General features: G+C 40.1%; 17 protein-coding genes. All 17 read right to left on the bottom strand.

Annotation, left to right across the window (positions count from 1 at the left end; genetic code table 11):
- Positions 1-37 precede the first annotated feature (37 nt).
- The 17 genes from ACT3ID_RS03685 to ACT3ID_RS03605 all read right to left on the bottom strand — a co-directional run bounded on the left by ACT3ID_RS03685 (position 38) and on the right by ACT3ID_RS03605 (position 20,130).
- Positions 38-1,036 (bottom strand): sulfotransferase, encoded by a 999-nt coding sequence (locus ACT3ID_RS03685; RefSeq protein WP_491540641.1) that lies wholly within the window; start codon positions 1,034-1,036, stop codon positions 38-40.
- A 5-nt stretch (positions 1,037-1,041) separates the two neighbouring features.
- Complete coding sequence (locus tag ACT3ID_RS03680; protein WP_491540640.1) at positions 1,042-1,653, bottom strand: HAD family hydrolase; 612 nt, start codon at positions 1,651-1,653, stop codon at positions 1,042-1,044.
- Positions 1,634-2,329, bottom strand: coding sequence for an acylneuraminate cytidylyltransferase family protein (locus ACT3ID_RS03675; RefSeq protein WP_491540639.1), 696 nt, complete (start codon positions 2,327-2,329; stop codon positions 1,634-1,636). The genes ACT3ID_RS03680 and ACT3ID_RS03675 overlap by 20 nt, the downstream gene beginning before the upstream one ends.
- Positions 2,326-3,858 carry a hydroxymethylglutaryl-CoA lyase-like TIM-barrel protein gene (locus ACT3ID_RS03670; protein WP_491540638.1) on the bottom strand — a complete coding sequence of 511 codons (1,533 nt, stop codon included), beginning with the start codon at positions 3,856-3,858 and terminating at the stop codon, positions 2,326-2,328. The genes ACT3ID_RS03675 and ACT3ID_RS03670 overlap by 4 nt, the downstream gene beginning before the upstream one ends.
- 28 nt (positions 3,859-3,886) lie before the next feature.
- Positions 3,887-5,611, bottom strand: a complete 1,725-nt coding sequence (locus ACT3ID_RS03665) for an ABC transporter ATP-binding protein (protein ID WP_491540637.1) — start codon at positions 5,609-5,611, stop codon at positions 3,887-3,889.
- 218 nt (positions 5,612-5,829) lie between these two features.
- Positions 5,830-6,948, bottom strand: a complete 1,119-nt coding sequence (locus tag ACT3ID_RS03660; RefSeq protein WP_491540636.1) for a Wzz/FepE/Etk N-terminal domain-containing protein — start codon at positions 6,946-6,948, stop codon at positions 5,830-5,832.
- Between the two features lie 143 nt (positions 6,949-7,091).
- On the bottom strand, positions 7,092-8,015 hold the full coding sequence (locus ACT3ID_RS03655) for a sulfotransferase family protein (RefSeq protein WP_491540635.1): 924 nt from the start codon (positions 8,013-8,015) through the stop codon (positions 7,092-7,094).
- 14 nt (positions 8,016-8,029) lie between these two features.
- Positions 8,030-9,415 (bottom strand): capsule assembly Wzi family protein, encoded by a 1,386-nt coding sequence (locus ACT3ID_RS03650; RefSeq protein ID WP_491540634.1) that lies wholly within the window; start codon positions 9,413-9,415, stop codon positions 8,030-8,032.
- A 1,844-nt stretch (positions 9,416-11,259) separates the two neighbouring features.
- A complete protein-coding gene (locus tag ACT3ID_RS03645; RefSeq protein ID WP_491540633.1) occupies positions 11,260-11,610 on the bottom strand; it encodes a hypothetical protein in 351 nt (116 codons plus the stop codon).
- A gap of 889 nt (positions 11,611-12,499) precedes the next feature.
- Positions 12,500-12,667 carry a hypothetical protein gene (locus ACT3ID_RS03640; RefSeq protein ID WP_491540632.1) on the bottom strand — a complete coding sequence of 56 codons (168 nt, stop codon included), beginning with the start codon at positions 12,665-12,667 and terminating at the stop codon, positions 12,500-12,502.
- Positions 12,668-12,943: 276 nt separating this feature from the next.
- A complete protein-coding gene (gene cysN, locus ACT3ID_RS03635; protein ID WP_491540631.1) occupies positions 12,944-14,233 on the bottom strand; it encodes a sulfate adenylyltransferase subunit CysN in 1,290 nt (429 codons plus the stop codon).
- An 81-nt stretch (positions 14,234-14,314) separates the two neighbouring features.
- Positions 14,315-14,725 carry a four helix bundle protein gene (locus ACT3ID_RS03630; protein ID WP_491540630.1) on the bottom strand — a complete coding sequence of 137 codons (411 nt, stop codon included), beginning with the start codon at positions 14,723-14,725 and terminating at the stop codon, positions 14,315-14,317.
- 39 nt (positions 14,726-14,764) lie between these two features.
- Positions 14,765-15,670, bottom strand: a complete 906-nt coding sequence (gene cysD, locus ACT3ID_RS03625; RefSeq protein WP_491540629.1) for a sulfate adenylyltransferase subunit CysD — start codon at positions 15,668-15,670, stop codon at positions 14,765-14,767.
- A 382-nt stretch (positions 15,671-16,052) separates the two neighbouring features.
- Positions 16,053-16,598, bottom strand: coding sequence for an adenylyl-sulfate kinase (gene cysC, locus ACT3ID_RS03620; RefSeq protein ID WP_491540628.1), 546 nt, complete (start codon positions 16,596-16,598; stop codon positions 16,053-16,055).
- Between the two features lie 67 nt (positions 16,599-16,665).
- Positions 16,666-16,992, bottom strand: coding sequence for a four helix bundle protein (locus tag ACT3ID_RS03615; protein WP_491540627.1), 327 nt, complete (start codon positions 16,990-16,992; stop codon positions 16,666-16,668).
- 95 nt (positions 16,993-17,087) lie between these two features.
- On the bottom strand, positions 17,088-17,858 hold the full coding sequence (gene cysQ / locus ACT3ID_RS03610; protein WP_491540626.1) for a 3'(2'),5'-bisphosphate nucleotidase CysQ: 771 nt from the start codon (positions 17,856-17,858) through the stop codon (positions 17,088-17,090).
- Positions 17,859-18,348: 490 nt separating this feature from the next.
- Positions 18,349-20,130, bottom strand: coding sequence for an SLC13 family permease (locus ACT3ID_RS03605; RefSeq protein WP_491540625.1), 1,782 nt, complete (start codon positions 20,128-20,130; stop codon positions 18,349-18,351).
- Positions 20,131-20,527 lie beyond the last annotated feature (397 nt).

The raw sequence follows: 20,527 nt of genomic DNA, 5'->3' as shown, positions 1-20,527 counted from the left end.
TCTTAAACAACAAGTTTTTATCCATTAAAGATAATCTTTAAAAAAGTTTCTTAATCGTATCTTTAAGAGACTTCTTCAGAAAAGTTTTAGTAAAAGGATATTCTTCTTTCTTATGAATTTCATACATTTTTCTCCTCCACTGAATGGTTTTAGTTTCCTCCTCTGTTAGTAACTGAGCAGGATCATCATATACTTTACCAACATATTTTTTCCCATTGCAAATTAATTCTTCCCCGTCTCTTGTAGCAATAGTTAAAGTATCAGTAAATTCAATTCCTAAAAAATTAGCAACTCTTTTCATTGTTTCTTTTGTATTTTCCACTACATCCTTGAAATCAACAACATAATATGTGTCTGGATACATGCTTACAAGTTTATCATACTCTGAATAACATGTGAGGATTTTTTCTACTGCATTGTCATTTATTCTTTCTTTAAATGATTTAGCATAACTGCTTTTAGAAGATTTGTCTAAAGGATTAGCTTTCCGATTACTTACAGTTGAAATAATACCTTCGACATCTCTCCTTACTTGTATACATTTTGCGGAAGGAAGAACATAATGAAAATTAGTATCCTTCCATATTTTGGGCACACCCATTGAAGCATAGTACTTCGATTTACCATTATCTTTGTCTTTATTATATATTTTTTGTAATGAGTGGTAAAGAGATTTAATAATAAACTCTATATCCCACTCTTCTGCATCCGTCAAAGTATTCATGAATAATTTATCAAAACCATAAAAATCCAAATCAAAAGGAATTGCTAAACGATCACCCTCAGAACTAAAATCCATATAGAAAACTTCGGCGTGACTAAATACTTCAAACTTATAATAACCTGTCTTGCTTAATAAGTTACGAACCTCTCTTATATCCTTTTTCTTTACCCAATCCTCATCATTTCGTTTTTTTGTAAAACCTTCAAAAGAAGTATCATGTACAGGGCTGCAAAAAACATCCTTGTGACCGTCTAATAATGTCCATAAAGCACTTTTACCTGCCCCTCTCCAACCATCAATTTGCAGAAACATAAAAATTAATTCCTAACTTTTTCTTCTAACTCTTTATTGTTATAGCTAACAAAATATATGTTGTTATGCTTAGCAGCTTCAAAATCATTAAGAGAGTCACCTATTAACATACAGTTATCTATTTTATAAGGTCCTGACCTTAAAATATTTTTCACTAATTCTTTTTTAGGAGTAGGAGAACCGTTAATAGACTCAAAATAAAGATCTATTTCTAATGACCTGCAAATATATCTCAACTCTTCTTGGTCTGAACCAGATACTATATGCATGGATTTTTTTCTATAGTTCTTTTTAATGTAATCTATGGTCTCCTCAATAAGTAAGTCTGGCTCTATAAGAAGATCTAGCATAATTTCAGAGAATTTATCGGCCCATTCATTTATCTCTTCATCAGTAATTTTTCTTCCTCGCACTTCTTCAAAAAAATAACGGAATTTAACATACCGAGAGAGCCCACCATTTCTTTCGTGGAATTCCATCAATTCTTGAACTTCTTCTTCTGGGAAACCTTCCAGTACTTTCTCAAATCCTCTATCTCGTATTTTGTTGGAGTCCATAATCACTCCATCAAAATCCCAAAATATGACTGAAAAATTTTTAAAGATATTTTTTTTCATAAAGCAGTTCCGCAATTTCAAAATCTTCTTCCCAATCTATATCTAATGATTCAATTTTATTCATTATATATAATTTAGGTCTAGTGCCGACTCTATCTTTTTCATTAAGATAGATATCTCTATTTGAGATAAAAATTGCACTATTTACTTCATATAGCTTCTTCAAATCTTGTGTCTTGGGCCACCGTTGCTGATTATTTCTATTTATAATATCATTCTGATTTTTATCCCATAAGAAGTTTTGAAAAGGGGTTACACTCATTAGGGAATCATACCCCTCTTCTAACTCAGAAAAATATACTTGGACAGCCTCATCATATAACTTCTCATCTACAAATGGAGAAGTAACATGCGTCCAAAGTATATGTATATTGTCAGTAACTGAAGGAACATACTGGATAAGATCAGTTAAATCCGTCTCATCTTTACATAATCTTTCTGGTCTTTTAACTGTTCGAATACGAGTATCTTTATTTTTGTACTCTTCGACAAATTTTAATGCCTCTTCGTCGTTAGATGATACAACAATTTGGTTTATGTATTCACATTTAGTCAATTGTTCCAGTTTCAGTTCTAACAAACCAAAACCGTAATTTGCAAATGGACGTGTATTTTTATTTTTAACTCGTTTACTTCCTTTTCTAATAGGTAAAAATATTGAAACACCATCTTTCATGATACAAATGAATATATGGATCGAAGTGGTAGATTTTGATATCTGGTAGGTGTCAAACTAAAAAAGTTTACATTAGTTTTTTGTAATTCAGCAAAAATCTCTTCATTCTCATTAAATAATTCTAATTCAATCGGACTTATATCTCCTTTATAACCATCATATCCAACAAAATAAATTTTTTTACATTTTAGTTTTAAAGCAGTTTCAATACACAAAGTAGTTACTGATTCATCATTTATAGCATAATTATCAAATGAATTCAATTGATAAGCTTTATCACTAAAAGCTTGTGGCACATAAGTTCCCATCATTCTTGGGTATGGTGGTAAAATGGCAATTCTTGAATTTGTATCTAAGACTCCCAAAGTTTTTTCCAGACGGTGTCCTTCATTTCCCACCAACGCATGGATCTGAACTTCATCTATTGATGTAAAAACATTCGCATTCTTCGAACTGGCATGAATAATACAGATATCACTCTCTTTTTTAAGAAAATGTTTGATTGCTTTTTCATGCTTTGAAGCACTACTTCCACCTCCTACAATCAGAACTTTGGAAAATTGTCTCTGTGAATCGAATTCTGGTAAATCAGCATTATCTTTTACTCCTCTACTCCTATTGGATAAAGCCCTAATAATACTGTTAAAGGAGTAATAACGTTTACTTACCCATTCCATAACTTTCTTTTGTGGAATAGAGTTAGCACCGGAAACTATATATGGGAGATTTGTCCCCCATTCATATTCTCTCTTCATTGCACGAAATGGCTCAACAACCTTACTAAGCGAATTAAAATCAAAATTTAATTCGCCTTTCGAATTTAATACCGTTAGAAGTAATTCGGTTTTTAAATTACCGGCTCCTCTTCCCATACCGGTTATTGTTGAATCTACAATATCAATTCCATTTTCTATGGCAGTTAACGTATTTGCTAAAGCCATTTCAATGTTGTTGTGTCCATGAAAACCTAATTTAACATTGGTTTTCTCTCTTGCAATCTTCATACACCGCTTAACATCCTCTGGATAAACACTGCCATAAGAATCCACTAAATATAAATAATCTACTATATCATCTACTTTAGAAAAATGATCTATCAAGTCGATATCATTTTCCCACTCAGACATATACATGACATTAAAACTCACATCAAAGCCCAACTTCTTAACGGCCTCACCTAATTTAATAGCTCTTTCAAAAAATCTTGGTTTAACTGCAATACGAATGAGATCTATATAATTTTTGCAAGGAATTAGTAGACTATCAACATCTTTAGGTCTGACATTTTTTTCGTTTAAAATTACAGCCAATTTTTTGTTTGTCTTGCTTTTTATCTCTTTCATAACATATTCAGGACAATAGAAGAACTCTCCTGAATATCCTTCTTGTGGATTAGCACGATATCCTATTTCCAGATAATCTATCGGTAGGTTGTTGAAGGATTCAATATAGTTACTAACTATATCAGAATCGAAGTCCCAATTAGTATAGTATCCTCCATCCCGAAGGGTACAATCTAATATTTCCATACTTTAAATAATTCTAATCAACCTTTAATTATTCGACTAAGCTCATTTTTCTAAATTCAGCACTACACTCAAGAAGTTCATCATACGTTCCCTGATTTACTATCTTCCCATCTTTCATCATATAAATATTATCACAATTCTTGACCGTGGTTAATCGGTGGGCAATCATAATAATGGTACGATCACCACGTAAATGTTCAATCGCTTCAATTACAAATTTCTCTGTAAGATTATCCAGCGAAGAGGTCGCCTCGTCCATTACCAGTACCTGGGGATTATCATAAAGGGCACGGGCAATACCAATACGCTGTTGCTGCCCACCTGACAATCGAACTCCCCGTTCCCCGACAATAGTTTCAACCCCCTCATCCAGTCGTTCCACCAACTCACCTAGTTGGGATGCTTGTATAGCATTCTGTAACTTCTTGTCATCTATTTCCTCATCGGGAATTCCAAAAGCTATATTTCGCCTGATGGTATCGTCCAGCAAATAAATTGATTGTGGGATATATCCAACGTTTTTTTGCCAACCTCTAAGATTTTCAAAGATATTATCACCGTCGGCCGTTATAGTTCCTTTTTGCGGTTCCAAGAGACCCAGTATGATATCAACTAGAGTTGTTTTTCCAGCTCCGGAAGGTCCCACAAAGGCAATGGCATTCCCTTCATCAACTGTAATAGAAATATCACAAACTGCCTGTTCATCTGCATTGGGATAATTATACGTTACATTTCGTAAACAAATCTTATCAGTAAAAGATAGTTTATTCTGTTCTTCTAGTACCTTCATACGGAAAGAGCGATAATCATTCTCCAACAGCGTAAGATCATCATATATCGCATAAACCGAGGCTGAATTATAGCGAATTTTATTAGCTTGTTTTATAACAAGATTAAGCACCGGCATAAGTTTAACAGTAGCCGCACCAAAAAGTGCCAATACGGGTATAATAGCCGTCACTTCACGACCTTGTCCTACCATTAAAAGGGCAATGCACAAAATACCCATCACAGCAAGAGTTTCAATAATCGGCTTGGGCATTTTTGAAACTACATATTCGTAAATATTTGCTTTTTTGCTACGTTCGGCGTTTACTCGATAATGATCCAAAAAACTTTCTTCGCGACTTAGTATACGCGCATCTTTAAAACCGTTAAGACCCTGTAATACTGCTTTATTCTTTTCCCTTCGTGCATCTCGATTATCTCGGCCGTATTCTTGTGTCTTTTCCTTTGTATATCTTAAAAAGAAATACCCTCCGCCGCCTAACACGACAATTGCAACTAAAGTAATAAGCGGCTCAAAGAATAGTAATGTCCCCAAGATAAATACAAACATGCAGGCATTTAAAACAAAATCCAAGAACGGCATTAACGTGCCGGTTATAATTTTGTTTACTTCAACTGTAACGTTTCGTAACAATTCTGCAGAATTCCGATTGATATAAAAACTGTAAGGCGCGGTCATATAAGCGCGGAAAATTCTATCTTGTAAATACACGCCCCGGTTCTCAATAAATCTTTTTTTTATATATTCATAAAATCCCAGATATGTATTTTTTAAAATATAAACTACAATTAAAACTCCCCCACCATATACAACGAGTGATTCTGAGGTAGTAATTCCCAAACTCTTAATCAAATCACCTAATACAGGATACTGCATCACTTTTTCGGGAGCGGCTACTGTACTAACAAATACAGGTATCATACCAATGCCCAAAACCTCTAAAATTGAGGCTGCTACCATCATACCAAATAGAATAACCAATTTATAATGGTCACTACTGGGGAATAATGAGTATATTTTCTTTAACGACTCTTGCATTAGCCTTATACAAACTTTACTTATAAATGATTTTAAAGGAGCGAGAGCTCGGATTTACTCCACTAATTTAATGTTAATCTGACATCCGTCACAATGAAATCTCTTATTGGATACCATATTTAATTATTACTTATTTGGCGGTCTCAAACACTTACATGTTTCTTTATCAAGAGATAAGCTGTACTTATTGCCAAACCCAAAAAAACAAAAGCAAATAATATCAGTTTAGCATTAGGCTTGCTATTACTACGGGGAACCTGAAAAGGTTCAATTGTAGTAAATCCTGGAGTTTCTTCCTGCAATTTTAACTTTAATTGCTCGACCCTCTCAGCCAAAGAATTATAAACATTAAAAGTTAGATCATACTCGGATTCCAATTTCTGTAGTCGAGTTTTAGCTTTGGCTGTAGCCAAATTAACATTACTGTCTCTAAATTCTGCCAAACGTTGCTGTGCCTGATTAAAATTCTCTTCTGCACTTTTTAGCTGTTTTTCTGCATACTCAAGATTTTCAGAAGCTTTTCTTGTTCTGTAGTCTTTTATATGCTCCTTTAATATCTTAACAGTATTAGCTCCAAGATTGGCTGCAGCATATGGATTAGGCATCATTGCCGTAACTTTTATAACACTGCCATTATCCTCAACTGATATTGAGATACGATCTTTTAACTGACTTGTAACATACATCGTATCAGCTGTCACAGTAAATATAGACTCCGAAGTTTGATTTTGAGAGAATGTTTCTCTCCCGGAGTCAGAAGAACTTGAACTAAAAAGATTCTCAATTCTTGAGGGGAGTCCTATGGTATATCTTCTTATTGTTTCAGTCAAAGGTCGATCATATATGGTGTCGAAATAGTAAAAAGGGGTAATCGTAGAATCTTGTCCACTAAAACGTAAAGGCTCTTTCATCAAACTAATTTGGAATGGCAAACCTTCTACTATCTGCGGATATAGACTCGGTGACAATCTTGAAGACCTGGAATCAGAGTCACCTAATCCCAACATTCCTCCATATCGATTGATTAAACTACCTGTAGATTCTGAATTACTATCCTCTAACAATAATGAAGAGCTGGATTCATACTCAACCGGACTAATAATAATTATAAAAAATCCTATAAGGATAGCAGTTATTACAGACCAAAAAATCTTCTTACGGCCTTCCCAGATGGTAACAAGTAACTCCTGCAACGTAACCGAGGGGCCTAGATCTTTGCTGCTACTTTCTTGTATAGGTATAAGCCGATATTCATTAATCAAGGAAACCTTTTCCTCAGGATTGCTTTGGTCGTTATGTTTCTTTTCGTTACCCAGAATTTTCTTAATTATATTGATATCGAACCGAGATTAGGCGGCTAATAATACGGAATATTTTATACGGTAAAAAAGATGATATTTTATTTTCAAACTTTCCATTCAGAAAAACTCATTTCTGTTAAGAGCTCAAGCTCTTCTATATCTTGAGAATAGTATTTTAACAATTCCTTTTTTTTATAATTATCCAATTCTGGTTTATACAAATTCTTTTGTCTAATTCCCCTAAAGATATCGAGAATATATTCGGGGGAATATTCCATAATTTTTTTCTTTAAAGGTATTGATGATAATTTAATCAGCATCTTTTGAATAAACTTATTGATGGGATATCCAGTTGCATTATACCTCTTCTTATCTGTTTCCTCAATCAAATCTATATTTAAAAAATTGCAAATTTCTCTCTTTACTTTAGCATTTTTATTTATAAAATCTTCAAATTTGATAGTCATTATTTGGTCTTTATCAAATAACTCATAATACCTCCTTACTTGACGAGCATACAATCCCACCTTCCGATAATGCCAAAAGGGACCTCTTTTTAGACGTTCTTCTTCCTTTTCAAAAGCCTCAAAAAAATCATCTGTATTTTCCAGACCTTCACGAACATGATGTAAAAACTGTGAATAAGCCCTTTCTACAGGGTTTCTCAGTAGAATCAAAATTTTCAAGTTATTGCCGTTATAATTCTCAAAAATTCTAGCAGATGCATATTCACTGTACAAATATAAAGTAGATGCTTCACCTTTATATTTATAATCCCCAGTTGTCATAAATAACTTTTGGTATTCTTCTACATCTGTTACTGGCCTGGGATTCCCTCTTAGAGATTTGTAACTATTAATATCACCAAAAATAGATTTAAACATATTATTATCATCAAATGCTAAAAAATGTGGTTCCTTATCCCGACTCATATGGATATCAGGGGATTGTTTCAAATAATGATAAATAGAAGTTGTACCACTTTTGGGTGCGCCAACAATAAATAAATTGGGTTTATTAGCTTTCATAAACGATAAATGAATTAATTACTCCATCTCATACCAATCATTATTCCGAAATTACGTCCGTGTAATTCACCGAAATCCGCTGCTAGATCTGTATTCAATGACAGGTTATTCCATTGGTCTGGCTGATAGTTGGCTGTCAACATGATCGAATAACTATTCAGCCGAGGTTCGAAAGGATCACTATAGGTTCCATAATTCCGGCTATAAGTAAATATAGATCTGTAATTAATAGAAGAAAAAGATCTTCCCTCAATCCCGATATGATGTGCCAGCACACGATTATTTGAAACTCCGCGCCCGTTTTCTCGAGAGATAAGCAGGGGTGTTCCGACTGTTTTTCCAAAATATGTCCAGCCAGACTGGTAAACCCAGTGATTGTAGTAATCATCTCTTCCTCCTATTCCTCCTCTCCCCCCTTCTCCTATATCTTGAACAGGACCATTTTGCCACTTGGTGTATAAGAACTCCCACAAAAAAGCTTCTATCAGATCTCCTTTCTTTTTTTCAAATGCTACTCCATATAAACCATCCTGAGGACTTTTGAACTTTATATTATCCTTATCCTCCAAGATAAATTGCCGGTAAAGATTTATTTTCATGTTTTTAAAATCAAGCACCACACCAAAATCCCAGTATCCTTTATGATCCCCTAAAAAATACTGTTGATCACCCTCGGGTGAATCTACTCCACCCTCTCCAAGTGCTAAAGCAACATTAAAATAATCATTAATAGATTGAGGTAGCGTCCCAAAAAATGGATTATTCCCACCCCATAAAGCAAAGTGATGCATTCCGCCGATCAGATTCACAGGCAGATCACCACCTATACGGGCATAGCCATACTGTTCGACAAGTAGTGCGTTGCTGGTATAGCGTTCCTCTTCCATCCAGCCATGTCCCCAGGCCCCGCGTATTTCAATGTAGCCGTTTGTCAATGGTAGCGGCTGGTATTCGGGAATGCTCAACTTAATCTTAGGCAGCGGCGTAGCATTGCCGCTGAAACTCATCGATCCCATCGACAGCGGTTCATATACATTGCCAGTTATGTCTTCGTAGCGACCGGCTTCCAAACGTAAAAAGCTATAGTCGATTTTGGCATACAGCTGCTTGAAAAAGGCGGAGGGATTTTTGGAATACCTGCTGGTCAGCTCGGTTCCCAGTTCCAGATCCCAGCGCTCTGATTGCTCGAAAAAGTTCCTGGACAGCTTTGTATTCAAAATAGCATTGGCGCCGTATCGATCTACTTCTCCCCACTGGTTGGCGTATAGCCAAAAGGGGAGCTCGCCATTGGTTGAGACTGCAGTCTTTAGTTCCACCGAGTAATTGAAAGGGAGCTCCTGGCCATAGGTTAAAAGAGGCATCAGAAATAACATAAGACCAAGAATCAGAAGTCGCTTCATTCTAGCTGTTCACTTGTGAATTTATACTCCGCTAAAATACAAAAGTCGGTGGATAATGCTCAATGAGTTTTACACTTCACTAACTAAGTAATAAAGAGACTAAGTGTCTAAGTAAATGTGTCTCGGCCTTGTAATATCAAGATTTGAACAGAATTCTTCTATTATTCGAGGGATCCGTCGCAATGCCATTGCTGACAACAAAGATTTCTCACTGCGTTCGAAATGACGGTGGCTGATAAAATTTGGGAGACCACTACGTCTCAGAAAACAACTACTCCTCGCGTCACAGGTAAGAGCTACCTTCAGGTAGCTTTTAGGTTTCACTCTTAGCCCGGTCTTTCAAGGCCGGGCTGAAGGCCAGATGCAGAGCGTCAAAAGCCATCAATTTTCCACGCAGAACATAGTTTAATTTTTTGTTCGAGGGTTCAACCCTCTCACAACGAGGAGCCCCCCCATACTTGGAGGAGCTTGTTCGTCTACCGGCGAAAGGAGTTTGGGATGGGTCAAATCCAGTTGCCTTCAGGCAACTTTGGTTATATTCTTAGCCCGGTCTTTCAAGGCCGGAATATGGGCTGTGCAGCAGATCATCTGGTACAAATTTCAATGCAAACTTGCATCAGTAGCGGGAAAGATAACCTTGTACGTTCCGCACCGGAGGTACGGAACGAGATATTGTTAACAGTGATAGGGGTCGGGCAAGCTGCCCGACCAACTGGTAAAGCGCTGATACTATCCGTTGCCATATTTATTGGTCCTTGCTATTCGAGATGCCGCATCGGAGCGCGGCATGACGTCGTGGTTGGTATTTACTTCTGCCCTCTTCACTCCTAAACCCATTGACTACTGCAAAGCCAATCACCATCCGTTCGTCCTGACAGCCGCCGAGCGGGGGAAACTCAGAAAAACTTCATATGCAGTCGTAACTCCATGTCTTTACCAGAACTTCACGGTCTTAAACCCCTCCATACTTGCAGGAGCTTGTTCGACTACCGGCGAAAAAGGGGTCAAATAAAAGCACGAGAGGCGCAATCGGGTTGGGAATACAATTCCCTCCGAGCTTGAGATGACAACCGTTGGTGACTTCACGGTTTTAATCTTCCGGCATTAGAAAAGTTGGCCGCCCGGATTGATCAGAATCGGAGCGTTAGAAATCATTTCTGTTTGAGGACCGAAGGGACGAGTTTAAATGATTTTAGTGGAGATGACGAGCAATCAGGCCAAGTTTTCGCAGACGGTGAGTTTTTTCTTGCCTTTTTTGCTCATTAAAAAAAGGTACAGAACAACGAGAAGTTCAACGGTCAACTTTTTAAAGGCTATAGCCTATTATTTATCACCACCCGCCAGTGGCAGACAGACCAAGGGCTCGTAAAAGATCAAAGGCTGATAACATTGCTTCAAATCTTCAGAAAATATTAGCCGCCGATACTATTAACTGCCTATTACTTTCATTTTCTGCTGTGCGAGATCCCGGATCAAGCCTGTCCTCCGAAGCTTCAGCGTAGGCGGGTCCGGGATGACGTCGTAAGTATTCGGGGCAAGCTGCTCGACATCCAAACCAATCCTAGCCCCTTCGTCCATACCGACCGCTAAGTTTCCATACAGAGCAAATTTTTTGTTCGAGGGTACAACCCTCTCACAACGAGGAGCCCTCCATGCTTGCAGGAGTCTGGTCCGCCTATCGGCGGAAGGGGTGGGGGGGGCAGACCCAGTTGCCTTCAGGCAACGTAGGTTTATGTTCTTAGCCCGGTCTTTCCGAATCCAAGGGGCAGGCCCTGTGGAATGCCACCTTGTGGCCCTCTGATTACTCGGGAGGATTCCACGAGGGCAGGCAAGGTTGGGGGAAGCTAATTCCTGCTGAAGTATATTTCTCCATGCGGATATCCTTCCGCAATTTGGACTAGCTCCTGCCATGCCTTTTGATGATTTTTTTCATTCTTAATCTGCTTTTCCAGACTTCCGCTGCTTACCTGACCGTAAAAATGGACTGTCGTATCGATAACAGAAGCATGAATACGAATATAGCTGTGAGGATTCTCTGCTATATTAATAGGTTTATAAGCGGTTTGAAGAGTCAAAGAACTTTCATCTTTTATATGCATCCGAAATCCTTTGTCAGACAAATATTGGGTTATATTCTGATAACTTTCTCTCGGTTCTTCGTTAATTGCCAGAATAATATTATTTGCCTGATCCACAGTTTCTTTACCAGGTTCAACTGGTGCGTTCTTATGACTGCATGAAATTAGAAATACCAATGATAAAATAACCAAAGCACGCATATATTTTCTCCTAAATAAATTTTAGCCAACAACCTTTGTACTAAAAAAATGTTTTTCTTGTACTAAAACAACTACTTTTTTTGAACCAAAAATATTACCTTCATTACGGATTATGAGCTGCAAGTAGTTATAATAGCCAACATACAGTCATCGGCATCAGCTGCTTTTAATTCTTAGCTCCTGTTCCAGGCTGGTTTCAGATTATAAAGCAGCTGCAGATCAGTTTTTTAGGAAGAGCGTACAAATGAGATCTACTAAGTCACAACTGTTATTTTTAAGATTTGAGAAACCGTCACGTCTCAGAAAGCAACTACTCCTTGCGGCGACAGATAATAGCTACCTTCAGGTAGCTTTTAGGTTCACTCTTAGCCCAGTCTTTCAAGGCTGGGCTGATGGCCAGATGCAGAGCGTCAAAAGCCATCAATTTTCCACGCAGAACATAGTTAATTTTTGTTCGAGGGTACAACCCTCTCACAACGAGGAACCCTACATGCTTCCAGGAGTTTGTTCGTCTACCGGCGAAAGGAGTTTGGGATGGGTCAAATCCAGTTGCCTTCAGGCAACTTTGGTTATATTCTTAGCTCGGTCTTTCAAGGCCGGGATATGGGCTGTGCAGCAGATCATCTGGTACAAATTTCCAATGCAAACTTGCATCAGTAGCGGGAAAAATAACCTTGTACGTTCCGCACCGGAGGTACGGAACGAGATATTGTTAACAGTGATAGGGGTCGGGCAAGATGCCCGACCTACTACTAAGTTAAATCCTGTATATCCTGTTTATCCTGGTTCAAATCTTCAGGAAATATTAGCCGCTGATACTATCACTGCCTACTTCTTTCATTTTCTGCTGTGCGAGATCCCGGATCAAGCCTGTCCTCCGAAGCTTCAGCGTAGGCGGGTCCGGGATGACGTCGTAAATATTCGGGCAAGCTGCCTGACCTACTGGCAAAGCGCTGATACTATCCGTTGCCATATTTATTCTATTCGAGATGCCGCATCGGAGTGCGGCATGACGTCGTGGTTGATATTTAACTTCTGCTCTCTGGCTTACTCCTAAACCCATAGACTACTGCACGCCAATCCTGTCCATCCTTCGTCCATACCGACTGCTAAGTTTCCATACAGAGCAAAAATTTTTTGTTCGAGGGTACAACCCTCTCACAACGAGGAGCCCCTCCATGCTTGCAGGAGCTTGTTCGACTACCGGCGGAAGGGGTTGGGGTGGGTCCGCTCACTACTCAATACTACCCTACTGTCTCTCTGTAATCATACCGGCACCGACCGTCTCATTCGTATACTGGTCAATGATAATCAAACTACCCGTCTTGCGGTTGCGACTATAACTGTCATAGAAAAGCGGTTCGGTAGTGCGGATTTTAATACGTCCGATATCATTTAGGCCTATCTCTTTATCACCTTCTACACGGTGCAGCGTATTGATATTAACCTTGTACTTCACCTCTTTTATCAGGCATCTCGCTTCTTTGGTGGTGTGCTTGATCACATATTTTCCATTCGGATCCAGCGGTTCTTTATTCAGCCAGCAAACCATCAGGTCAATATCCTGCCCCACCGTAGGCTGATTGTCGGGTTTGGCGATCATATCACCGCGACTGATGTCGATATCGTCTTCCAGGGTCATCGTCACCGACATCGGCGTGAACGCTTCTTCCTCTTCATGTTCGAACGTTTCAATCTTGTCTATTTTACTGGTGAAGCCAGAAGGCAGAGCAATTACTTCATCACCGGGCTTAAAAACACCACCGGCAACACGTCCCGCATAGCCCCGGTAATCGGGATATTCTGTTGACTGCGGACGCGTTACCCACTGCACGGGGAACCGGCTGTCTACGTGATTGAAGTCACTGTCAACCTGCACGTTTTCCAGTGTATAAAGTAGCGTCGATCCGCCGTACCAGGGCATGTTATCTGATTTCTCCACTACGTTATCTCCATACAACGCGCTGATGGGGATGTAATGGATATCCGGCACATCCAGCTTAGAAGAAAAGGTTCTGAACTCTTCACGAATTTCTTTAAAGCGTTCTTCGCTGTAATCAACCAGATCCATCTTGTTTACGCAGAGCACAACGTGCTTGATGCCCAGCAGTGATGATATAAATGAGTGCCGACATGTCTGTTCAATTACGCCATTTCGGGCATCAACCAGAATAACGGCCAAATTAGCAGTCGAGGCACCCGTCACCATATTTCGGGTGTACTGCACATGTCCAGGTGTATCGGCAATAATAAACTTGCGATTGGGTGTCGAGAAATAGCGATATGCCACGTCGATGGTGATTCCCTGTTCACGCTCGGCCGAAAGACCGTCGGTCAGCAGAGCCAGGTTGGTATATTCGTCACCTTTTTTACGGCTGGACTCTTCAATCTTTTCCATCTGATCGTCAAAAATGGATTTGGAATCGTACAGCAAGCGCCCGATAAGGGTACTCTTGCCGTCATCCACACTGCCCGCCGTCGTAAAGCGGAGCATATCCATGTCTAAATATTTCTGTGCTTCGGTCTTTTTAGTGCTCATTACTATGTAATTTTACTTGTTCAATAAAAAAGCTTCTGCGAAATTAGTAGAGTTGCAGGTTGCAATGTTGAAGGTTAAAAGTTATATATGATAATCAACTAAAACATCTTTAACCCTGTCATTGGAACTATACCCTTCTAAATAATCCATCAACTTTCGTGTCTTTTTAGAAATTGTAGTACATCGTTCATAAAGCATCCGGAATTCAGATTCTGTGATATACTTACAGTCCAACGCTACATAAGACACTGATCGGGTTTCGCCACAGGATCCTTTTGATCTACCTAGATAGTCAATAAATCTTTTTGTCGTCCTGCTCTCAAAACCTTCACTGATATTATTCATCACAGAAACTGAAGAACGGCGAATCTGATCCTTTAATCCATAATCTTTAGAGAACTCTTCTTTTCGAGTCAATTCATAAACTTGTTTGACAAGCTCTCTTACAAGTTGCCAAATTTCCAAATCCTCAAATCTCTCAATTGACGCCATTAACTCCTCAACATTCAACCTTTAACCTTAAACATTCAACTAGAAGTATCCTTGTTTTTTCCGTTCTTCCATGGCCGCTTCGGCTTTCTTGTCATCGGTACGATTGCCGCGCTCGGTAATACGGGCTGAAGCCACTTCCTCTATAATCTGCGGTAATGTGGTCGCATCGGATTCAAACGCACCGGTACAGGTCATATCACCAATCGTGCGAAAGCGAACCTTCTTCGTTTCATATTCTTCACCGTCCATCAGGGTGATAAATTCCGATTTCGCCAGGTAGGTATCCTGACGCTTGACCACTTCACGCTCATGTGCCAGGTACAAACTCGGAATGTCGATACCTTCAGCTGCGATATACTGCCAGACATCCATCTCCGTCCAGTTACTCAGCGGAAATACGCGAAAATGTTCGCCATGATTTTTGCGTCCGTTATACAAGTTCCACAATTCCGGTCGCTGGTTTTTGGGATCCCATTGCCCGAATTCATCGCGGTGGGAGAAAAATCGCTCCTTGGCCCGTGCCTTTTCTTCGTCGCGCCGGGCGCCGCCGAAGGCTGCGTCAAAACCATGCTCTTCCAGTGCATGCAAGAGCGTGGGAATTTGTAATCTATTGCGGCTGGGATTTGGTCCCTTCTGTTCCTTCACCTTACCCGCATCGATCATATCCTGAACGTGAGCCACAATAAGCTCAACGCCCAGATCTTCCATCAGCTGATCGCGAAACTCTATTGTTTCATCAAAGTTGTGCCCGGTATCCACGTGTAGAAACGGAAAAGGAATATTTCCCGGCCAGAAAGCTTTTTGTGCCAGCCGCGCCATGGTAATCGAATCTTTCCCTCCGGAAAACATAAGCACCGGATTTTCGAACTGGGCGGCAACTTCTCTCATGATGTGTATCGATTCCGACTCTAGCTGTCGGATATGATTGAGTTTATATAAATGCATTAATTAATCAATATTTTTTGTGGTAAAACGAAAGCGAACAAAATTAAGGATTTCATACTACAATAACTACTTGCAGCTGGTTAAAATAAAAATAGGGAAATTGATTATGTATTTTCATCAGGTATAAAAAACTTAATGTCCAGAACCAGCATGAAAGTTCGCGTAATTGAACGCAGATGAGACGGATTATGCGGTTATTCGCTGATTTTCTTCTTATTTACATCCATTCCCCGTCTTAGTAGTGAGGAGGTTATAGCTCCGAACCTTATCCTCGGGAGTCAACTCCCTCGGAACTGTCAAAATAGAGTTTGCCTACTCTCGAATACAAAACCCAGGTACGTTACATGCTATACATCCATTCCCCGTCATCAACGGTCACCAGTCAGCCGTCGTCCGTCACTTGCTGCTCCAAATAATCAAACACCATCTGCACCCCTTCTTCAGGCGTAATATCGGTTGTATTAATTTCGAGCTCCGGATCTTCGGGCTCCTCATAGGGATCACTGATACCGGTAAAGTTATCGATCTCACCCTTGCGAGCCTTGGCATACAATCCCTTTACATCGCGCTCTTCACATACTTCCAAGGGAGTTGAGATAAAAACCTCGGTAAAATCCTCACACATATCGCGGACAAAATCCCGTGCATCCTGATAGGGTGAGATAAATGAAGCTACCACAAAAACGCCGTGTTTCTGCAACAAACTGGCTACAAAACCTACCCGCTTTACATGATCATCACGTTCTTTTTTTGAAAATCCCGTAGTCGGAAATACCTCGCGGACGGCATCCCCATCCAGATGTTCTACTTCATATCCCCGATCTTTTAATTCTGCATATACTTTCTCGGATATGGTACTTTTCCCCGATCCCGATAATCCCGTAAACCAAAGTACGGTTGGCTTGAGGGCACTATTTGTGTTTTTCATAAGCTAATGTATTCATTTTTTTATTCTCAAATTGACCGACGACCGTTGACTGCCGACCGTTTAAAATCTATTCAATAGCACGTTTAAAGGCTTGCAGTTTTGCAAAAAGTTCATCATCATTGTTAATATATCCTCTGGTTTCGATTAATCTAAAGCATGCAATTACTTCTATATGAGAACGAATAGCGAAAGAGAGAAATCGGCGCTGCTCTGCATCACTTTGTCCGGTAGATCCTTCAGCAATATTTAAGGCTATTGAAGTTGAGGCTCGTTTAAGTTGAGAATTCAAATTATATTTTTCACTCTCTGGAAGCATTTCGGCTATTTTGTAAGAAAGATTGTTAAATTTCATTGCCAGTTTCCAAACTTCGAGTTTTTCAAATTTATAAGACATATCATCTCCTGTTTTAGATTAATTTGCGGTCGCCCGTCATCCGTCAACCGTCGTACTAATAAGACCTCCACAGGAGGAAATGCTTACAATTTATTTCACCATTCAAAATTCTCTTCCAGTCCGATCAAAAAACTACTATTCTTCAGATCCGGCTTGTTATAGGTTAATGGCGACGGATGAACTCCTTCCGCAGCTGAATAGCGATATACCGCATCGCCGGCGGCAACATCCCACTCCATGGTGGGACCCATCCTCGGATAGATATCGGCCTTGCCCTCGGCTACCAGACAAAATTTAAGAGAACTTCCCGCGGGGATCGTCTCTTTTACATTCAATCCTTTTTCCTTCAACTGTTCAACAAGTTTTCCGGATCCATGCGATCTGCTTTGCATTGCTACCAGTTGATCTTCTTTACTGCTGGCTTCGGAAAAAATTCTTTGCGGTGCTTCTACTCCTTCCTGCTTATATGCTCCTTCTTCCCTGGAAGCATAATAGGTTATATTTTTATCGGGAATATAGACGACGCCCATCACTGGTACTCCCTGATCAATGAGAGCTATATTGACCGTAAATTCGCCATTCTTTTTTATGAATTCCTTGGTCCCATCCAAGGGATCTACAATCCAGAACTTTTTCCAGTCCTTACGCTCTTCATAATCGGGAACTCCTGACTCCTCCGAAATAATCGGCGTATCCGGATCAAGTTTTTCAAGTCCCTCAATAATGATATGATGAGCGGCCATATCAGCTTTTGTCAGCGGAGTGTTATCATCTTTCTTGGTAATCTCCACATCCGTTTCCTGATGATAGTATTCTAAAATTGCCTCACCTGCCTTTTGGGCAATTCCTATGATTTCTTTCAGCATATTTTCTGGTAATAAATAATTAATATTTGTTTTAAATGAAGTATAGTCCTAACTCAGCTACCTTAATGTTACTCCAACCCCTCTTACATCTCCCCTTGCTAAGGGGAGAATGGTAGTAGCTTTAAATCTTGATTCATTATTCTAATTAAAAGATGACGCAGAGCGTCAGCGGCTTTTACGTTTCCACGCAGAGATGGAAACAAGATTTACTTTTCTACGGTTGTGAGAGGGCTACACCCTCGAACCACTTAACTAATGCAGCATAATTATTTGCAGTAATTTTTAACGCTACCTCCGGCTCGGGAGTACAACTCCCTCACAACACAAATAAACCAGACGCAGAGCGTCTATGGCTATGTTTCCACGCGGAGCATGGAAACAAGATATACGGGTTGCGAAGCAGAGCGTCGCAACCAGATAAAATTTATTAGGTGCAAACTTTGAACCTTTCAACATAAAGTCTGCATCCTGCATCCCTGTATCCTGAAAATCAAAATGGCCATATCTTCGGCACCAAAAATATTGTTATTGCGGCAACCATCAAATTTAATGGCAGCCCTATTTTTGTAAAATCCGTAAATCGGTATCCACCGGGTCCATAAACCATTAAATTTGTCTGATAGCCAATAGGTGTCGAGAAGCTGGCCGAAGCAGCCATAATAATAGTCATTACAAAAGGCATATAATCCACTCCAAATGAGCTGGCAAGCGAAATAGCTATCGGAAATATAAGAACCGCAGCAGCATTATTGGTAATCAGTTCAGTTAGTATCCATGTAGAAAAATATACGCCTGCCAGAGCCAAGTATGGATGCTGGGCCGTATAGCTTAAAAATCCCTCTGCCAACTCTGTAGCCGCGCCGGTATATTCGAGTGCACCGCCAATACCCAGACTGGCCGCAATAACCAGAAGCACCGACCAATCGATATAATCCTTGGCAACAGAAGCATTTACGCAACCCGAAACCACCATCAATCCCGCAGCTAAAAAAGAGGCCTGAAACATAGTAAATAAACCAAATGCTGCCGTACTAACCATCAAACCTAGTATAGCCCATGCTGTCCCTGACTTTTTATAATTGGGAGGTTTGGAATTGCTGATTCCACTCGTCAGATAGTAATCACTGGAGTTTTTATACTGCTCCAAAAAGTTGGGGTGAGCTTCCAACAACAATGTATCACCGGTTTTTAGCCGTATGTCCCCTACTTTTTCTTTTACTCGTTCTCCGTTGCGCGATACCGCCAGGACTACGGCATCATAGATATTTCTGAAGCGTCCGTTTCTGATGGTTTTCCCATTTACAGGATGGGTAGGTGACACCACAGCTTCTATCAGAAGACGCTCGCGCCGCGATGAATTGAGTTTAAAAACCTGATCCGTGGCCGGTTTTAGCCCCTGAATTTGCTGAAGGTCTACGATGGAATCGACAATGCCGGTAAAAATCAGGCGGTCTTCCGAATGCAATTCCTGATCCGGATCCACAGCCGCAATAATATGATCCTTCCGGTATATCTCCACCAAATACAAGCCGGGCAAATTACGCAAACCAGCCTCTTCAACAGTTTTTCCCGCCAGCGAGCTTCCGTCATCAACAATCATTTCGATTGTATATTCACGGGGATCTTTAAAAGTATCAAATCCAGAACCGCGGGCGGGGAGCAGTTTTTCTGAGAAAATAGATAAATATAAAAAGCCAGCAATTGCGCAAGGTATCCCAATAAGCGCAGGCTCAAAAATGCCGAGACCACTGGTGGATGCTTCCTCAATTAACAATCCATTAACTATCAGGTTGGTACTTGTACCAATAAGTGTACAAGTACCACCCAAAATAGCTGCATAACTCAAGGGGATAAGAATCTTTGATACCGCCACTTGGTTTTTACGGGCCCAATCTTCCAGAGCCGGAATAAATGAAGCAACAACAGGCGTATTATTCAGAAAAGCGCTAAAGACCATGACCGGAGCCATAATCCTGATCTGGACGCGGCGAATATTTTTTGATAACCCTATGATCTGATTTACCACATAGTGGATGGCTCCCGTTTCTTTAAGTCCGGCCGCAACAACATACAAGGCGGCAACTGTCAGCATCCCTTGATTAGAGAAGCCTACAATTGCTTCGGATGGAGGAATTACCTGACCCAAAATCAGCAGTGTCAAACCACCGAGAAACACAACATCTGCTGATATCCGGGTGGCTATCAGCATAAACAAGCATAATAAGATGACGGCAATAACTGCCCATCCGGCCAGGGTCATAACGGTTAACACTCTTCACAGTTCTCTGTTTTTTCAGAAACAAAGAAAACGAATTATCAGATGCTTTCAAATTTGCACGTGTAGACAGCTGCTATTTATTAGGTGCTGTAGATGGTTTAAGAGGTTAAGCCGCAGATCTGTACAGATCAAAACAACTGGGATAAAATCAGTCTCAGGACCCACCCCGCCCCGTTCCTCGCTCCCCTCCCGCGGGAGGGGACTTTTCTATCTGGTTGTGAGGAGGTTGTACCTCCGAACTGAACAATCTCGGGAGTACAACTCCCTCGGAACTGGGTTGGAAATTTTGTGAGAGGGTGTACACTCTTTGTTGTGAGAGGGTTGTACCCTCGAACAGAAAACAGTCATTAAAAATTGTAAGGATTACTTTTTCTGGGGGTCTTACTGCTAA

Source organism: Fodinibius sp. GM108 (assembly GCF_058386985.1).
This window is presented reverse-complemented; position numbering and strand designations above follow the sequence as displayed.